The 18,393-nt window shown below is 45.7% G+C and carries 10 protein-coding genes; 2 read left to right on the forward strand and 8 right to left on the reverse strand.

Annotation, left to right across the window (positions count from 1 at the left end; translation table 11 throughout):
• Window positions 1–131: 131 nt before the first annotated feature.
• From NJD71_RS09635 to NJD71_RS09670, 8 genes are all read right to left on the reverse strand, one after another.
• Window positions 132–6,311: a DNA repair ATPase gene (locus NJD71_RS09635; RefSeq protein ID WP_319051754.1), complete on the reverse strand. Its 6,180-nt coding sequence runs from the start codon at window positions 6,309–6,311 to the stop codon at window positions 132–134.
• Between the two features lie 254 nt (window positions 6,312–6,565).
• Window positions 6,566–8,641 (reverse strand): hypothetical protein, encoded by a 2,076-nt coding sequence (locus NJD71_RS09640; protein WP_319051755.1) that lies wholly within the window; start codon window positions 8,639–8,641, stop codon window positions 6,566–6,568.
• 116 nt (window positions 8,642–8,757) lie between these two features.
• Window positions 8,758–9,426, reverse strand: coding sequence for an OB-fold-containig protein (locus NJD71_RS09645; protein WP_319051756.1), 669 nt, complete (start codon window positions 9,424–9,426; stop codon window positions 8,758–8,760).
• Between the two features lie 181 nt (window positions 9,427–9,607).
• Window positions 9,608–10,597, reverse strand: a complete 990-nt coding sequence (locus NJD71_RS09650; RefSeq protein ID WP_319051757.1) for a Xaa-Pro aminopeptidase — start codon at window positions 10,595–10,597, stop codon at window positions 9,608–9,610.
• Window positions 10,598–10,874: 277 nt separating this feature from the next.
• Window positions 10,875–11,363 carry an META domain-containing protein gene (locus tag NJD71_RS09655; RefSeq protein WP_319051758.1) on the reverse strand — a complete coding sequence of 163 codons (489 nt, stop codon included), beginning with the start codon at window positions 11,361–11,363 and terminating at the stop codon, window positions 10,875–10,877.
• A 373-nt stretch (window positions 11,364–11,736) separates the two neighbouring features.
• The gene (locus NJD71_RS09660; protein ID WP_319051759.1) at window positions 11,737–11,868 is read right to left on the reverse strand and encodes a hypothetical protein; all 132 of its coding nucleotides are present in this window, start codon (window positions 11,866–11,868) and stop codon (window positions 11,737–11,739) included.
• A 177-nt stretch (window positions 11,869–12,045) separates the two neighbouring features.
• Window positions 12,046–13,149: a lipase secretion chaperone gene (locus NJD71_RS09665; protein WP_319051760.1), complete on the reverse strand. Its 1,104-nt coding sequence runs from the start codon at window positions 13,147–13,149 to the stop codon at window positions 12,046–12,048.
• Between the two features lie 90 nt (window positions 13,150–13,239).
• Window positions 13,240–14,316, reverse strand: a complete 1,077-nt coding sequence (locus tag NJD71_RS09670) for an esterase/lipase family protein (RefSeq protein ID WP_319051761.1) — start codon at window positions 14,314–14,316, stop codon at window positions 13,240–13,242.
• Window positions 14,317–14,615: 299 nt separating this feature from the next.
• Here NJD71_RS09670 and map point away from each other — a divergent pair, with 299 nt between their 5' ends.
• The gene (map, locus tag NJD71_RS09675; RefSeq protein WP_442967669.1) at window positions 14,616–15,407 is read left to right on the forward strand and encodes a type I methionyl aminopeptidase; all 792 of its coding nucleotides are present in this window, start codon (window positions 14,616–14,618) and stop codon (window positions 15,405–15,407) included.
• 241 nt (window positions 15,408–15,648) lie between these two features.
• Window positions 15,649–18,366, forward strand: a complete 2,718-nt coding sequence (glnD, locus tag NJD71_RS09680; protein WP_319051763.1) for a [protein-PII] uridylyltransferase — start codon at window positions 15,649–15,651, stop codon at window positions 18,364–18,366.
• The last annotated feature ends 27 nt before the right edge of the window (window positions 18,367–18,393 follow it).

Raw genomic sequence — 18,393 nt, forward strand, 5'->3', positions numbered from 1 at the left:
CGCGCCACAAACTTTTAAATAGAATTTTTCGTTGCAGAATATATAAAAACGGTGGGTTACGTCTTGTCTGCATTCTCTACGAGAATTCGACAAGCCTAACACCACCCTACCTCACTTTTTTAATGAGTTAACTACTCATAATTATCAAAGATTTTATTAAGACGGTTTAGGCTATTGACGATAAGTTTGCCCGTTTGATCCGTGCTGGTATCGAGAGCGATTTTCTCGTCCATGCGCGTGGTCAATGGCTCTAATGCTTGCTTGAGCGCATTGGCCATCAGCGCAGTTTGCTTAGTGAGATCACTGCTCAAAGCTTGATCGTCAGTACTAGTCGATAGACTTTGAGCCATTTGCTGCGCCAGCTGTTCAACCGCGCTGACCAGTTGCGCCATTAGCGCTTTTTGCATGTCGTGATTTTGCTTGAGGTACTCGCTTTCTGTCTTTTCAGCATTGTGGTCGTGCTTATAGATTTGCGTGAGCTGATTGATGCTCTTCTCAAAGCCACTATCGATGCTCTCGCTGACGACTTTGGCGTTATCTACAAAACCTGTGATAACGCTATCGGCGAGCCGTTTTTGTGATTCAAGCTGCGCGTCTCGTTTGGCTTGCTCTGCTGACTCGTTTAAACGCGCCAGTTGCTCAGGGTCGTTTTGACTGAGGTAAGTATCGAACTGGCTACTGATAGCGTTAAAGCCGCTAGCAAGATCGACAAGCTGCGCGACGATACGTGCGCCGATATCGCCATCCTCGCCGCCCATGGCTTTGTTGCGCAAAAAGTCGGCTTTGATTTGCGCCCAGCGTGCCTTTTCATCCTCTGTCAGCACGCCGCGCATCTCACCAAGCTTCAGTAGATTGCTCTCTGCGCCTTGGGTGAGTAGCTGCGACTCGCCCAAATAGTGATCATCGATTAGCTGGTTTAGCTCATTTTCATTCATGACCGCCGACAGCTTTTCGGTCATCTTATTCATATTACGATAGCTGCCTTGCAGCTTAAATATCGGCTCAACGCGATATTTATCATCTTGCGAAGCGGAGGCAATGTAGGCTTGATTGACGTCCAGAATGACTGCTTGCACTCGAAACATATGACGCAAGATCGCAATGATCTCGTTGATCTCTGAGGTGCTATACGGATAAGTTAGATCGCTACTTTGCGCTTGGGCAAGGTTGGCATTGTCCGTTTTAGCCATTTTAATCAGGCGATGCACATCGCTTAAATCGCGGTTTGCTAGTGGTGCGAGGACACTATTAGAGGTCAGGGAGTTTTCGATATAACTGAGGGCAAAGATGTCTTCCATGCCGCTCATGATGTCGCCTAAATTGTAGATATCGGCACGGTTGGCAAGCATATCAGGTACTTTAAAGGCCTCGCCACTTTCGGTATACGGGTTACCCGCCATGACCACACAGAACTTTTTGCCGCGCATGTCATAAGTTTTGGTCTTGCCTTGCCAGACGCCATCGATACGGCGCGTGCCATCGCCGAGTGAGATAAACTTTTGCAAAAACTCCGCGTGCGTATGCTGAATATCATCGAGATACAGCATGACATTATTGCCCATCTCAAAGGCTAAGTTGATTTTATTCAGCTCTTCTCTTGCCGTGGCATTGGGGGCTTTTTCGGGGTCTAATGAGGTCACATCATGGCCGAGTGACGGACAGTTAATCTTCATAAAAATAAGGCCGAGACGATTGGCCACATACTCCATCAAGGTCGTCTTACCATACCCTGGTGGCGATATCATCATGAGTATACCCATCAAGTCAGTCCGCTTATCCTCGCCCACCGTGCCCATCTGCTTGGCAAGGTTATCGCCGATGAGTGGCAGGTAGCTCTCGTTAATCAGACGGTTACGCACGAATGAGGACAAGGGACGCGGCATAAACTCGTCCAGTCGCAAGGTTTCTTTTGACGTGTGCAATATCTCTGAGCGCATCGCCAGATAGCGTCGATAGTCAGGAATCACTTGGGTATCATGGTGATGCAAACGGTTTAAAAAGTCATCAACGGCAAAGGTTAGGGTTTGCTGATGAATACGTGTATGCTCACCCAGTAGATTATTCACTTGTATTTCAAGTGACACCTTACCCGTGTGACGCGCAAAGCTTTGCACTTGATTGAGCGGATTATTGATACTGGTCAGCGACGTTGATGATGACGTTGAAGGTAAGGAGAACGATAAGGTGGAAGCGGCATTAGCTGTGCCTTTATTTGCGCCGCCTTTATCAAAACTCGCGCCTGAATCAATCAATCGTTGCACCAAGGCTTCACGCTGCGCATCATTTAGTTGAGTGAGTAGTACAGCAATGGCTTCTGGCACATAATGACGACCACTCTCTAGTTGCTGTTTGCGTAGTGCCTCTTTTTCTTGATGTTCAGCAAGCTGCACTTCACTGAGTGTCTCGCCTGCCTCATCCGTGCCATCAGCTGTTGCGTTAGCCGACTCAGTACCACCATAGGTTTTATCAAGTAAGGCATGAAACCATGTGGCTAATAGCTCATAGGCTGACTTAGGTTGGAAGCCGAGCTTACCGATTGAGGACTGTAACTGCGCAAAACTGGCATTATTTTGCGGGCTGACGGGTGAGCTACTCAGCGTTTGGCTAAGCTGCTCGCACAACTGCTCGGCCTGCCTACTGGTCTGCCAGTTCATTGTGTTATATGCGGCGGCATTTGGCTCCGCTGACTGCCCCATGACGCTGACCAAATACTCACTCGCCAGCTGCACATAGCTTGGCTTAAAAACATTAGTGTTATGAATGTCGCTGATAGTTGAATATGACTCTGACTCCAATGCGGCATCTGACGGCTGCTTAGCACTATTACTATTGCCAATACGTTCGTCACGATAGGCCGCGACAAAACGGTGCATCACTTGACTCATATCCTCGACCAGTAAGGATTTGGCAGTATCACTACCGAGTGCACGGCGCAACTGCTCAGCGGTAGCCGCTCTATCCGTCCAGTTATTTGCGCGTGTCAGTACTGACTCGTTCAGCCAATCGTCATATCCAAATTGACGTAGGCTATCTAAACCCAGCGCTTGTACGATACTTAATTGCCAATAAAATAATTGCGCCAGTGCGCGGACTTGTGGGGTATAAATAAGTAGCCCGGCCTCACGTAACGTCGGCAGTATTTGCATCAACAGCAGCGTGGCATCATGGTCATGAATGCCCTTGTCATAACCGAGCTGATAACGCGGAGTCGCGTAGGCTTTGACCAGCTTTGCCAGCGGACTGTCATTATCGATATCACCGTTGACGTCCAAAGTAATGACGGTTTCGTCATATGCTTGGTAGAGACAGGTCTCGGTTAGGCCGTCTTGGCTATTTTTAGCGCTCTCGATGATGCTATACGCCAAGTACTCGGCGCGGTATACCTTGTCGGACTCGGAGGCAATATTCATCTCCCAATACGGACGCAAGGCATTCAGCTCAGTGTTATTAAGCGCTTCGTAATAGTCGGTCCCCGTCAGATGCAAATTAAGCACACGCGTGCCATCTGACTGCTGACGACTGAGTAAGGTTAAATCCAATGGTTGGGTGTTAACCGAAAAGCGATGCTTACCCAGCTTAATGATTTGACCGCCATCTTCAAACAAGTCCGATTTGTCTTTTAGACTCTTATAGCTTTCGATTTGAATGGCTTTTAGGCGCGCATCAATGTCATCGGCTTTGACGCTAAAGCCCATCGCTTGTAGCTCTTTTGCGATGTTACGGACTTTTTGTACCAGACCATCGGAGGCAAAGTACGTATTGAGCGCTTCTTCTTCGGTAAAGCCCGTGACGCCTGTGCTTTGCGTACGTTTTTTGATACTCTCAAGCATCCGCAGCGCCCCATCGCCTAGGTTTTGTGCTTTGCGATTGCGGGCATCGAGCAGTTGCTGCTTATGGTTTTCAAAGGTCTCGTAAATCTCTTCACGTTTACTGATGATATCGGCTAAAAACTGATCGCCGCTATTGGTCTCTGGATCGGCGAACTGGCTTTCTAATTCCTCTAACTGCACGAGCAGCTTTGCCATTTGCTCATCTGATTTCTCAGGGGTATTAGCAATCGATAAAGCATTGGCAATCGATTGACCGAACAGCTTAAACTGCGCGCCAAATTGCGCGACCGCTTCAGCCGATCCTAAGTTTTTACGTTTATGATTGAGCTTGGCTTTACTTTGATTCAGACTGGCATAAATGGTCGAGATGTCATCGATGATTTGCGTGCGTACCGTGGCGTCGGCAACATCCAACGTGCCGAGCAGCTCGGTCAACAAGTCTAACCCTTGCGCGGTCTCGTCAATTTTATCGAGAACTGGCTTTAGCTCGGCATTGGTCTCCGCCGTGTTTAAGCGCTCACTGACATCGACCAATATCCCTTCGTAGCTTGATAGCGCTTTGTCACCGCTTAAAAACAGTACGGTTTTTTCGGCAAGATTGCTTTCCGCTTCTTCTAGCTGCGCTTGCAGTGCTTCTAATTTATCGCTGTCTAAATAACGCAAATCCTCTAGGCTAACCAAGCGACCCTTTTGTCGTCTTAATGCCGATAGCTGATCGACATAGTCGCTTGCAGACTCAAACGTCGTGACCCGTATCTGCCGCAAAATCTCATTTTGCTGAGATTCGGCATCGGCAAGCGCGGTTTGAGTTTGTTTTTGGATACTTTGGACTTTGGCAAACTCATCAATGACCAGCTCAGCGGTCGCTGTTACTTCTTTAATACTACTAGCGACGTCGCTCAGCTCAGGCTCAGACAGCCAGTAGTAGCTATCAAAGAGCCGACTGGTATTGTCCGACAACTCTTCATAGAGCTTTTGTGACACGCTTTGATTGTCAATAAGACGCGTAATGCTATAAAGGTCAGAGATGCCGCGCACCAGCTCTTTGTTACCGATTTTACCGTAGAAGCTGGTGCTTTCAGGCAACTCGCTCACATATTCAGGCGAGGCATAAGGGGTGTGCCATATCTGCATCGGATGAATGCGCGACGGCTCACTTTGGTCACTAAACAGCACCAAACGGCCATTGTCTGCCAACGCCATACCATTGCAATAGATCGGATTCGCCAGTTGTTTTTTGATCAGGTTATAAGGAAACAGCCCCGTGATACCCAGCTCTCTATCGTAAAATAAGAATAGAACATCTTCGCCATTCGTCGAGATAATTTTGCGCTTAAACTTTAAATTTTTGGCACCGACACTGTTGGCATCGAACAGCTTATACTCGCCCGTCTGTAGATAATAGCCACCCGGAAATATAATGCCGTGATCTTCGGGCAACTGTACGCAGGACTGACCAATCGCATCCAAACGCAGCACCGCTTCGGTTAAGGTGTTATAAACAAAATAACGATAACTGTCCTCACGATAAGGCAATATTTTGAGGAGAATTAAGCTACCGACTTTGGCATAGGCAATCTCAGCATCGGTCAGCGACTGGGTGCGATCATTGACGGGCTCGCTATAGATGCCCTGCCCTGACTGCGTATTGTCTTCAATCTTGATGGTCAAATCACCGCCGACCGTTTCCACAAATATCGTGTCCAAGATATTCATGTGTGGATACTTACCATTGACCATCTGATCGCGCGTGGTCTCGATCCAATCAAAGTCATAGGCAGGCGGCAACTCAATATCACGCTCGCCGCGATTGTCCACGTAGGCGACTTGGGCAGCCTCTGGTGTGCCTTGGCTAAAGTCTAACGCAAAACGAAACACTCGAATATCGGTGATACGCTCACCGATCTGAAACGCCAATAGCAACTTGCTGTCTTTAACAGTCAGTTGAATCAGGCGTGTTTGCTTGTAATAACGATAGAGTTCATTGAAGTCTTGGACAAAGGCATCTTGATCTAAAAACGTCCCTGTTAAATCGACCTCTTCGAGCTGATACTCCTGCTCCGCACTATCACCACTACGGCTCTGCGGACTCTCATCGCTATTGCCTTTGTTGGCAGGATCTATCAAGCGATATAGCGACAGCACATCTTTAATATTACTGGCGCGCTTTAGCCCCATAAACACGTTATAGCCAAATAGCAAATAATCGCCGACTTGCACCATATCCTGCGCTACACAGTTGTGTTCGGTACGGATACGCGTGCGGGCAATGACCTGCATTTGGGTGCTGCCGAACTCTGTCAGACGCGCAGCATTTAATTTGGCGGTTTGTTGCTCTAGACGACTGCCCTGCTCTGTTAAGCGTTTTTTGATGAGCTCATACGCATTACCAGAGGCTACTGCCTGATCGGTTTGGGTTGCTTGATTCGCATTAGGATCGCTTTTACTATCTGAATTGGTTGGGTATTGCGTGTCCGCCATCGTTGCTCGTCCGTTTCTGTTTTTACATAATAAGAGAATTGTCTGGCAATCAGGAAATAAGAAGCTATTTGAGATAAAACAGTATTAAAAGTAAAGAAGCACGTGGCTAATCTAAAAGAACGGTCAATATGGGTTTGTTTAGATTAGCCAACTCATTTTCAGCGTAAGCGTTGAAAATGAGTTGGTTAAAGCGCTCTGCTATCTAGATAACAGAGCGTTTATAACGACTAATATTCATACCAATCGCACATCGTTTAAGCAGTTTTGTCATCATTTGACTGATTGGCTTTCATCGCTTGGTTGGCCATGACCCCATTGATAATACCGCTTAACGTGTCTGACTTACCCGCTAAACCATCAATGGCTTTACCGATCGACAATGATTTGGCAAAGTTGTCAAAGAAGTGCGCTTCACCGCCAACGATATCGATTTTGGCTTTTTGGAGCGCCACTGCCAATACTTCGGCGTTTTCTTTGGCAATCTCTTTACCTGCATCAATTGATGCCATCGCTTCTTGTAGCGCGGTCTCAAGACCCATGCGGAACTCTTCGTGCTCACGCGCTTCCTTACTCATGCTACCCATGGCATTGAATTTCTCTACCAGACCATCTGCTTCGGCTTGGAAGTGCGCGCGAGTGACTTCGGCTTTTGCCAGTCCAACGTCACGTTCTGCCTTGGCATTTGACTCGCCGCGAGCAGCGATAACCTCAGCATTGGCCATGCCGACATCACGCTCGGCTTTAGCATTAGATTCACCGCGAGCAGCAACAATCTCTGCATCGACCATACCGATGTCACGCTCCGCTTTTGCTTTAGAGGCACCGCGAGCCGCGATAACTTCGGCTTCAGCCATGCCTTTTTCGCGGTCTGTTTGAGCCTGAGCCTGTCCCGTCGCTTTGATAACATTGGCTCTTGCAATGCCTTCTTTTTCAAGCGACACTGATTTGGCTTCTTGAATCGCCGCTTCAGCAAAGCCATGCGCTGACTCTTCTGCTTTGATACCTTCTGCCATCTTGATTTTGGCGTCCGCATCTTTTGCAGAGGCTTCCAGATTTGCATTGGCAAGCGTGGTAATTTCGACAGCTTTATGCTTGGCAGACAGCTCTTCTGCTTCGGCTTTTTTCACCTGACGCACTTTGAGCTCTTCAGCATCTGCTTCGGCAGCCAGTACGCGCGTTTGCTTAGAGCGATCCGCTTCGCTGACTTCGCGAACTTCTTTGATACGCTCTTCTTCTTGCGCCACAGTTTTGTCCACCGCGATGCGCTCACGAATGACGTTGGCGATTTCTTTTTTCTCAAGCTCAATCGCGCGCTCGGCTTCGATACGCTGCAAGTCTACTTCGCGCTCACGCGAGACAATTTCTAAATCGCGAGCACGCGTGACTTTTTCTTCTTCAATGACTACGGCACGCAGGCGATTTTGACCCGCCACTTCGATTTCACGTTGCTGATTTTCACGCTGAATCGCCAAATCTTGCTCCACCATAATGATGGCAGTTTCTGATTTTTTGCGCTCTTCTTCTTCAATCTTGCGAGTTTCGGCCGTTTCACGGGCAATCACTGATGAGATTTCACGCTTTTGCTTGGCTTCGGCATCGGCTTGTTGACGCTCCAACTCTAGCATCGCTTCTCGGGTTTCGACATTCTTTTTCTTAACGGCCAGCTCTTCGTCACGCTCAAGCTCATTGGTAATGACGTTTTGGAACGCTGTTAGCTGAGTGATCTTCTTGATACCTTCAGCATCTAGGATGTTGCTTGAGTCTAGTGATACTTTTGGTGTTTGTTCCAGATAATCAATCGCCACATCCTCTAGGACATAACCATTGAGATCGTTACCGATTTCTTGGACAATACTGTCGCGGAACTCGCTGCGGTTTTCGAACAGTTTGACAAAATCAATCTGCTTACCGACGGTTTTTAGTGCTTCTGAAAACTTAGCGTTAAACAGCTCATTGACCGCGACTTTATCGGAGGCTCTCTCAACACCGACGGACTTGGCGACTTTGAGTACATCCTCTTCGGTTTCATTGACACGTAGATAGAATGCGACTGTGATATCAGCACGCATATTATCCGCACAAATCAAACCTTCTTTACCACGTCTATCAACCTCTAGCGTGATGAGCGAGATTCTCATCAGCTCTTTTTTGTTGATTACTGGCCACACAAAGCCGCCATCAAAGCGTACGGCTATTTTACTCACACCGTTGATAATGAGTGCTTTGCCCTGCTCAACCTTGAAGTAAAAGGCTTTGAGCATCAAAAGTGCGACCATCATAAAAACAAACGCCAGCACCACAACCACGCCGACGATAATGAGTATGTCCATATTCATTCCTTTAATTAAAACATTCCAAGCGAATTTAAAACTCTTGCTATATTTACTAAATACTTATTTTTTATGTTATTGAGCCATCATCCACTGAGCAATATCATTGATGAGCTTTATTTGTCTTCAACAGGAGTCACTCGGTAGGTGTTGGTGCTATCTAAATACTCTACCAGCACGACTTTATCGCCTTGTTTTAGTTGATGGTCGTTCATGTCTGATCGAATCTTGAGTATCAGTCCAGCACCGCCATCATTGAGTGTCGCCTCGCCATGTTTGTCCGTCACACTGAGCGTACGCACTACAGCGACTCTACCCACGTTACTAGACGAATTACGTTTGGGAATTTTGGCTATATTTTTGCGGATAGGGGAAATAATAATGCCTGTCAACCACATCGATACAACCAAGACAAAGACAAGTGCCCCTGTACCGAATAAATAATACAGCGCACCCGAATCAAGATACTGATGTAAAAAGCTGGTATATAAGTAGCTGAGTAGCCACCCTATCAAGCTAACGAGACTGAGTATGATGATCAACGGAACACCATAAAGACCAAATTTGAGCATGAGACCTGTGAAAAAACCAGTCGATGACAAGTTGGCGATATCAGTATCGCTGCCTGACTCACCACTTACATCAACCAGATCGACAGTGTCCATATCTGCCATGCCAAGCAAAGACACAACCCAATACAAGGTGACAAACATCACAAGCCCAGTAAAAATAATCGTGGGATACAAACTGATCTTAGTAACAAATACTAAAAACGCTTCTTGCATGACACCTGCTCTCCCTTTACCCACCTAGTCTGATACGCTAATCGTTCAGTGCAGCGCTTAGTACGATGCGGATAACGCTTAACCGACCTGACGCTATTTGTTTAAACCCTTCAGAATCAACTTATATTTTCTTATTCATAATTATATATACATTTCATTACATAATATATAGGAATTGTTACTAACGTCCCCATATCGGTGAGCGCACGACGCCACCATCTTGACTATTAATGGCGTAGCTTGTATTCCCTGAGAGCGAATGAATCACCAGATCTCCCCCATTCTTACCGCCGATTTGCCCACTGATTTTTGAGTAGCGTGTAGGATAAACCGCATAGTTTCCAGAAGGAGACAGACGAGCAGGTTCATCAAGTCCAGTTTCTGCCAGATTGGATACTTGTCCAGTTGTCAGCGTCATAACAGCGGCTTTACGGCCATTAAGGTAAGCCATCCGTTGACCGTCTGAGCTGAGCTGTGGACTGGCGACATAACCGCTGGTCGGTACAGGCGTGGCACTACTGGTTGCAAAGTTGTAGCGATAGATACGTGGGCGTCCAGCCCGGACTTTATCACTGGTATATACAAAGCTCTTGCCATCTGCTGCATAACTTGGCTGAACCTCAGTACTCGGCAAGGTTGTTAGCTGACGCGTCTTGCCATCGCTCAGTTGCATCTCATAGATATCAGCATTGCCGCCGACGGTCGAGCTGTAGAGTAAATGCTGACCATCCGGTGAGAATGACGCTGACATGTTACTGCCTTCAGCATTGACGACTAGATTGCGCGTCTTGCTACGACGATCATATATATAGATCTTGGGATGTTCACGTGCAGCTTGTTTGCTATAAGCAAGTAATTGCCCATCGGCTGACCATGCTGGTGCATAGATATAGCCGCGCAACTGATCAATGAGCTGACGATCACTACCATCAGGACGGATACTATAGAGTGTCGATACTTTAGCCGCTCCAAGCCCTTGCTCCTCTACGTAAGCAATATACCCTTGACGATCAATGGTAGGCATACGCGCAGTCAGCGGATTGCTGTCGACGGTACTGATCGGTTTTTTGGTTTGAATATCAGGCAATGTCTGACAGCCTGTCAGCGCCGCAACGATAGCGAGCGTAGTGACACCTCTCACTGTCACTTTTGGCAACTTGAGTTCTGACATGTGGATTTTGAGCATAATGTAGTATCCAATAACGTCTGAGGGAAAAAGCACGGTAAATAGCTAAAATTAAGCATCACTGCTCTGATATTTAAATCCGTAGCTGCTTTTTTAAAAATTAAGTTTATTGCAGGAGCATTACTCTAGTGTAGCCTAAACTGGCTCAAACTTTGGATAAAAAAAGCCCCACTAGTTAGTGGGGCTCTACGAAGTTTAACTCGTCTGTTTGTCTATTGGTCTGTTTACGCTTAATACGTGCTCATCTCAACAAATGGCAGGCCTATTTTGAGACCGCTTTGAAGTGAGCTACTTGATCATCATTTTTAATAGTCAAAATAGGCACATTGTTGGCATTTTTACTGAGGCTATACTTACCTTGTACTGTGGCTAATGCCGCGGTATCAAAGCTGGCTTGCGGCTCAGGACACGCCATCAAAGTGCTGATACCGTTTTTGAGCTGCACATCACCGTTTATAACGCTATAGCCTGCACTCATATTGTTGCAGGTATTCATGAATGCTACGTAGTCTCTGCCCTCATCGTTCATAAAACTTAAGGTCAGAGGTTTTGCTGGATCAAAGAACAGTTGCGATACTTGCTCACCATTGCTCTCTTTGGCGTCAACCAGCTGCCAAGCGTAAGCTTGTAAGGCATCGTTGGTAACTGCCTGACTGCTTGGCGCAGGCAGATTAGCAGTTGTCTGGCAACCAGCAGCAAGCGCCCCAGTGGCAAAAGTAGCGACTATCATTACTTTCATCAGGTTATTCATTTCTTCTCCTTACATATTGAACCGAAAACTCTTGTTATAAGCCCCAATAAGCTTAGCCAAAATTTTAGTTTTATTATGATTGATTGTGTTATTTCCTGTATTAAAGAATAACTACGTTTATCCTGACTCATTATCGGCTGTCATTATAAACTGGGTGTTATATTTAAAACTCATGGATTAAATCCTATAGTCGTCTGGATGCTATTCTAACAAGTGATAAAGCAGATTTGCTCGATGAGTGTTTATACAAAAACACCCCACTATATAGTGAGGTGTTTCATATATTGTTGTTAGATACTAGTGATTGCTGTCATTCCCTACTGCCTCAAATGAAACATCTAAAGAGGGTTTAGTCAGCATATCAGTTATCATTTTAGATCACATCTGTACCGGTAATCTCTGGCTGGTCAGTAGCAGGTGCTGTCATGCTCGACATAGATTGGCAACCGACGAGTACCGTTACCATTACAATACCTGTCATCAATGCTTTGGTCATGTTTTTCATATGAGCTCCTAAATAGTTTTAATATACCGTTATGGTTGGTTCAAGTGAAGTATAACTATCATTGTATTAAACTACAGATATTGGGCCGTACTTCTCCCAGAGACCGTAGCTTATTCACACTTTTAGCATACCCATCTCTTACATTGCTGTAAGTTAATTAATGTTAATGAAATAAGCTTACTGCGCCTTCATTTCTTGCAAGGCAGCATACCCTGATAAACGCTTGCGTTCAGCATCGTCAAACAACTGCTGCTCAAGTTGTTCTATCTGAATTTTTGCTTGGCTTTGATCTGCACTTTGACTTAATAAGCGCTGTTTTTGCGTCTCATACTGGTTGAAACGCTGGTCAAAGTTGGCGTCTTCTAGATCAACTTGTGCCAGTCTCTCTGCCGCTGGTGCGCCGACGAGCTCTCGACGCATATCGTATAAGGCTTCGGGTGTTGCACCGCGCGCTTTCATTTGTTCGGTACGAGCCATCAGCTCACCAAGATTGGCTTGCTGCTGGATATTGGTTTTGGTGGCATTATCGGGCAAGCGACTGACATAGTCTTGCCTAGCGGCTTGCTTTTGAGCGTCGCTCATTTGCTGGTTTTGATTGATTCTGACCATTTCTACACTATAGTCATCATAATCATCTGCAGCACCGAAGAACGCCGTAATGGTCGCTTTGTCAAAATATTGCTGACGTAAGCTGGCCACGTCTTGCTGTTGTTGAGCGACTGCATTCAAGTCCAGCTCGCCACTTTTGGTCGCTTGTAGCTGTAGATTACCGTAACGCTTTTCTATCTCTGGCAGTGCCTTTAGATACGCGACATACTTGTTAAATATAGCAACTGCTTGGCTGGCAGCAGGTTCTGGCGTGTGGTGACGGATATAACTCTCAACACGTGCGATGATAACTGTTTCGTCCTCCTCACCAAGTGCGGATAAAAAATAATCGAATAAACGCCGCAGCCCTTCTGTAACGACCAATTTCTTGTTTTCATCAATGATGATTTCGCCATCGATTTGTGTGCCCTTTAGTGATCGTGGCAGACGCTCTAATCCAGTGACAAATGCAGACTGGTTTTGGGGGAGTGTTGCTTCCATAACTTGTCCAGTAGCCAACTCAGTTGAGATTGACTCGTTATATTCACTATCATCAACAGATGCCATCGTTTGAGCTGAGCTTGTCTGGTTATTATCAGGCTTGAACCACATAATCACCACCGCAGTTAGCGCTATGATGACCGCGGCGATTATAGCGATGGGTAAATAGGCTGGGCGGCGATTATTCGACATAAATGAGGGTTCTTTTTACTAGTCAGCTTTAGGGCTTATGTTTTTAAAATCTTGCGTTTTTAAAATCCTGCGTTTTAAAACCTTACGCTCTTAAAGGTTAGCGTTTTTGAGACGATTGACCTGAGTACGGTAGATAGATTTTGGTTCAGAATCACCCCATGCTGTCAGACCTAGCACCTGATCAGCTGAATCCAAATGGTTCATTCTATAATTATCACGAATCACATAACCAAGACGACTCGAACAGGCAGATACCAACCCATCATTAGACTCACCTGCAAACGGTACACCTGTCGCGGCCAATAGATAATCGCTAGGATCAAGTACGCTTGTGATTTGTCCAACACCGCTAAATGAGTAGTATTTGATCCCATTGACCGCAGTACTGGTAGGCTGACCACAATAGTTTCTTGGCATGGCTGCAGGGAATTTGGCATTAAAGCGTGCAGCACCGTCAGTTGATAACGCCATGAGTGCTTGCCAGCCATCTTGCTCTTGTATCTCTTTAAAACTGATACCTGAACCAACATCTGCAAAACCACCAATCAAATTAAAGACGCCTGATACTAACTCTGTGGTGATGTTCGATGGCGTACCAGTATTGTTATTTGGTTCGAGGACGTTTTTGACAAAATCGGCTGTTTTTGATCCTTGCTCTGGGCTCGACACTGCTGTAACTGATGCGACGTACTTTGGTGCGACGCCAGCGACATAACGAATATCTATACCGCCTTGACTATGCCCAAACAAATTGACTTTAGGATCGCCTGAAATAGCGGCGATAGTTTTGACTTGTTGTAGCAGCTGCTCTCCGCGAATCTCACTGTTATTGACGGCTGACGTCTTGGTGGTATATACCTCTGAGCCACCCTTCATCAACTCTGTAGGGATGCCGTTGAAGTAATCGATAACCCCAAATAACTGGGTGAACCCGCCAAGTCCATGAGCCATAACGACTGGGTATTTGGTTTTGGTATAGCTAGATGTGAAGTACCTACTGTCAACCAGCTTACAACCATTGGCATTGGCACAATTATAGTACTGACCTGCTGCTTGGGCTGATGTGGTTTGTAGTGTCATTAATAAGACACCAGTACCGATTGAACCCAGTATTGGCAAAAAAGCTTTTGGTGTGATGGCGGCACGAACGTATGAAGAGAGTGTCATAACAACATCCTTGTTATCGTTGATTTTAGTTATCTGTACCGCACAAAAGCGATAAAGATTGCTGCTAATCCCTTTAGCAGGCAAAGTTACATTACTGATATCTTCTGTAAGATTCAACTAAATTATCAGAATATGAATATATTAATGTGACTACGGGGTCATGTTCAGTTTTTATAGGCTGTAAAGCAATTATTATCAATCATAATGATAGGTTGACTATCATTTAACCTAGAACTGACGTTCTTCCATTTATGGTATAATTAGTTCACATGAAACCCATAATTATAAGATAGATGATGATGACTAAAAAAAACCTTATCCAGTCGGCTGATGCCATAGAAAAAATGCGCGTGGCTGGCAAACTCGCTAGTGATGTTCTGGTGATGCTTGATGAGCACGTCAAAGTTGGCGTCAGTACCGAGGCATTGAACCAAATCGCTCATGACTATATTGTTAATGTACAGCAGGCTATCCCTGCACCGCTTAACTATAATGGATTTCCAAAATCCATTTGTACTTCAGTCAATCACGTGGTCTGCCACGGTATTCCAACTGAAAGCAAGTTACTAAAAGACGGTGACATCATTAACATTGATGTGACTGTTATTAAAGATGGCTATTATGGCGACACTTCAAAAATGTGGATCGTTGGTAACGGCTCTATCATGGCGCAGCGTATTTGCAAAGTGGCACAAGACGCCCTATATGCTGGTATGAGTGTGGTCAAAAATGGCGCGCGTTTAGGCGATGTTGGCGCTGCAATTCAAGCAGTGGTAGAACCTGAGCGCTTTAGTATCGTGCGTGAGTTCTGTGGTCACGGTATCAGTAATGAGTTCCATCATGAGCCGCAGGTCATGCATTATGGCAAAAAAGGCACTGGTTTTGAGCTAAAAACCGGTATGACCTTTACCATTGAGCCTATGATCAATCAAGGGACATGGCAGACTAAAATCTTGCCAGATGAATGGACCGCCATTACCAAAGATCGTAAGCTATCTGCTCAGTGGGAGCACACTATGGTCGTGACAGACAATGGCTGTGAAGTCTTTACGACTCGCCCTGAAGAAGATTTAAGCTTTTTGACACAGTAAGACAATAAAAGATCGCCTAGGCGGTCTTTTTTTTGGCTCATTTTTTGGTCTATAGTTAGGACATCTTTAGCTAAGCGATATTGAGTATTGTGCTGACAGGGTTTTTATCTTTATACTCTAATGACCTAACCCTTTTTATTGATGGCTTTTGCCAGCAAGCAGTGTGTTGATTGACCAGACATGCCAACTTCATAGATTAGCTTGATAGATTGACTTATAAACTCTTAATTGGATAACGCTCATGTTTAATTGCGATGGCGCTTCTATTGATCTCACGCCTCTCCCACTACTAGCTAACGCTACCGACAAACCACTGCTTGGGATTCCTGAATGGTTAGCACAAGTCAACGAGGATATCAGTCGCGAACTCGAACGTGGCACCAATATCCGTCAGTTGGTTGGTGCACGTGCTTGCGCTATCGATAGTTTACTCGTCGCTTTGTTCAAGTGGTTTGAGCTAGACAAAACTGATTTGGCGTTTTTTGCGACTGGTGGCTATGGACGCGGTGAGTTATCTCTATATTCAGATATTGATATTTTGCTACTATCTCCTGACGAAATAGACGCTGATGCCAGTAGCAAGATCGATAAGCTAGTTGCGTTGCTGTGGGATATTAGGTTAGAGCCTGCGCTTTCTGTACGTAGTGTCAGTGATGCTCTAGAAGCCGCGCTTGATCATACTATCGCTAGTGCCCAGCTAGAAGCCCGACTGCTTATCGGCAACGAATCGTTGCAAGATATGCCGATCCAAATTGTGAATAAACAATGGTCTCCTCGCGCTTTTTTTGACGCAAAAATGGAAGAAACTAAAGCGCGCTATCTACAGCACAACTCTACCGAGTATAACCTTGAGCCAAATATCAAAACAGCGCCCGGCGGTCTACGTGATATTCATATTATTGGCTGGGTCACCAAGCGCTACTTTCGAGTAAGTAAGCTCTATGATTTGGTACAGCAGAACTTTTTGACTGAAAAAGAGTTTGATGAGCTTAATTTTGCAGAAGGCTATTTATGGCAGATACGTCACTACTTACATGTATTGACAGGTCGCAACGAAAATAAGTTGTTGTTTGATTATCAGCGTGAGATTGCGCAGCTGATGGGTTACGAGACCCAACCAGACGATCAACCCAATGCTGCCGTCGAACGCTTTATGCGCGACTATTATCGCTGTGCTATGCAGATATCCACGCTGTCTGAGATGCTCACCAGTCATTATTATGAGACCATCATAGAACCTCAGCTGCCTGATGATGAACGTCCAAAAAAGCAGCCAATCAATGCTAGATTTAACCGTATTGGTAATCAAATCGCTATAGCGCATCATCGCGTTTTCGCCCAGCATCCTGAGTCTATTCTAGAGATGTTTTTATTGATGGGTCAGCATGGTATCGACAAGGTTCGCACCCATACGTTACGTGCTCTAAAAATTGCCGCCCGAGGTATTGATCAAGTTTATCGAGACAACCCCGCTCATAAGGCGCTGTTCTTATCTAACTTAAAAGAACAAAACTATCTGTTCCATCGTCTGCGTACCATGAATCGTTATGGGGTATTAGGCAACTATATTCCTGCTTTTGCTCAAGTCACAGGTCTCATGCAATATGACTTGTTCCATCGTTATACGGTAGATGCACATACTTTATTTTTGATTCGAATTTTGCATCGCTTTACCGATCCAATGTTCTCTGAGGATTTTCCGCTGGTCAGTGCGATCTTTCAGCGTATCGAACGCAAAGAGATATTGGTACTCGCGGCGATGTTCCATGATATTGCCAAAGGTCGCGGCGGCGATCATAGTGAGCTTGGTCAAACTGAATCGATTGAGTTTTGTTTGTCGCATGGGATGAGTCTGGCAGATGCTAACTTGGTGGGTTGGCTGACTCGCTATCATTTGTTAATGTCGATCACCGCCCAGAAAAAAGACATCTCAGACCCTGAAGTTGTGACCATCTTTTCAGATCTTATTGGCAACGTCACTCACCTAAACCATCTGTATGTACTGACAGTGGCAGATATGAACGCGACCAATCCACAGCTGTGGAACAGCTGGCGGGCGACACTCATGAAACAACTGTACTCACAGACTCGGCGCATTTTGCGCGCTGATATCGATGCGCCGACCAACCGCCAAGACATGATTAGCGCCACACGCACACAAGCGCTAACGATGCTAGACAACGTCAACAATCAGCATATGAACCGCGATGAAGTGTTGCGTTTATGGGATGATCTGGGCGATGAGTACTTCTTGCGAGAGATTGCAGAGGATATTTTGTGGCACACTGAAGCTATCTTGAACCATCCACCGATTGGTCTTGCTTCTAATGCGGATAGTCCGCCATTGGTGGTGTTGCGTGAGCATCGTGAGCTGGCGCTTGACGCCGTACAGGTCTTCGTCTATACCCAAGATCAGATTAATCTGTTTGCCGTTACCATGGCTGTTTTTGATCAGATGAATCTCGATGTATTAGATGCCCGTATTATCACCGCAACCCGCGATTTTGCATTGGACTCTTATGTATTACTAGATCCTAGTGGCACACTGTTGGTAGACCAAGACAGTCAGCAGGAGCTCAAACAGCGCTTGATTGATGCATTTAAAGATCCTACCGTTCTGAAGCTGGCAAACAAACGTATGCCGCGTCAGCTGCGACATTTTGAGGTTGAGACAGTTATTAGCTTTGAATTCAACGAAGCATCGAACCAACACATCATGAGTCTTGAGACACTAGACCAGCCAGGACTATTGACTCGAGTTGGACAGATGTTTTTGCAGGAGCAAATCGAAGTTCATGCGGCGCGTATTACTACCCTAGGTGAGCGTGCAGAAGATATGTTTTATATCAGTGACCAAAACGATAAACCACTATCTGCCGATAGGCTTGAAGCGTTAAAGTCAGCATTATTAGCCAGTCTAACAACCAAAAGAGAAGATAACGTGGTCTATAGCTACTAGCGTTACCGCTACTGGACATATAACTAC

Origin of the sequence: Psychrobacter sp. PP-21, from assembly GCF_033790785.1 — a bacterium.
In the GTDB taxonomy this organism is placed as follows: domain Bacteria; phylum Pseudomonadota; class Gammaproteobacteria; order Pseudomonadales; family Moraxellaceae; genus Psychrobacter.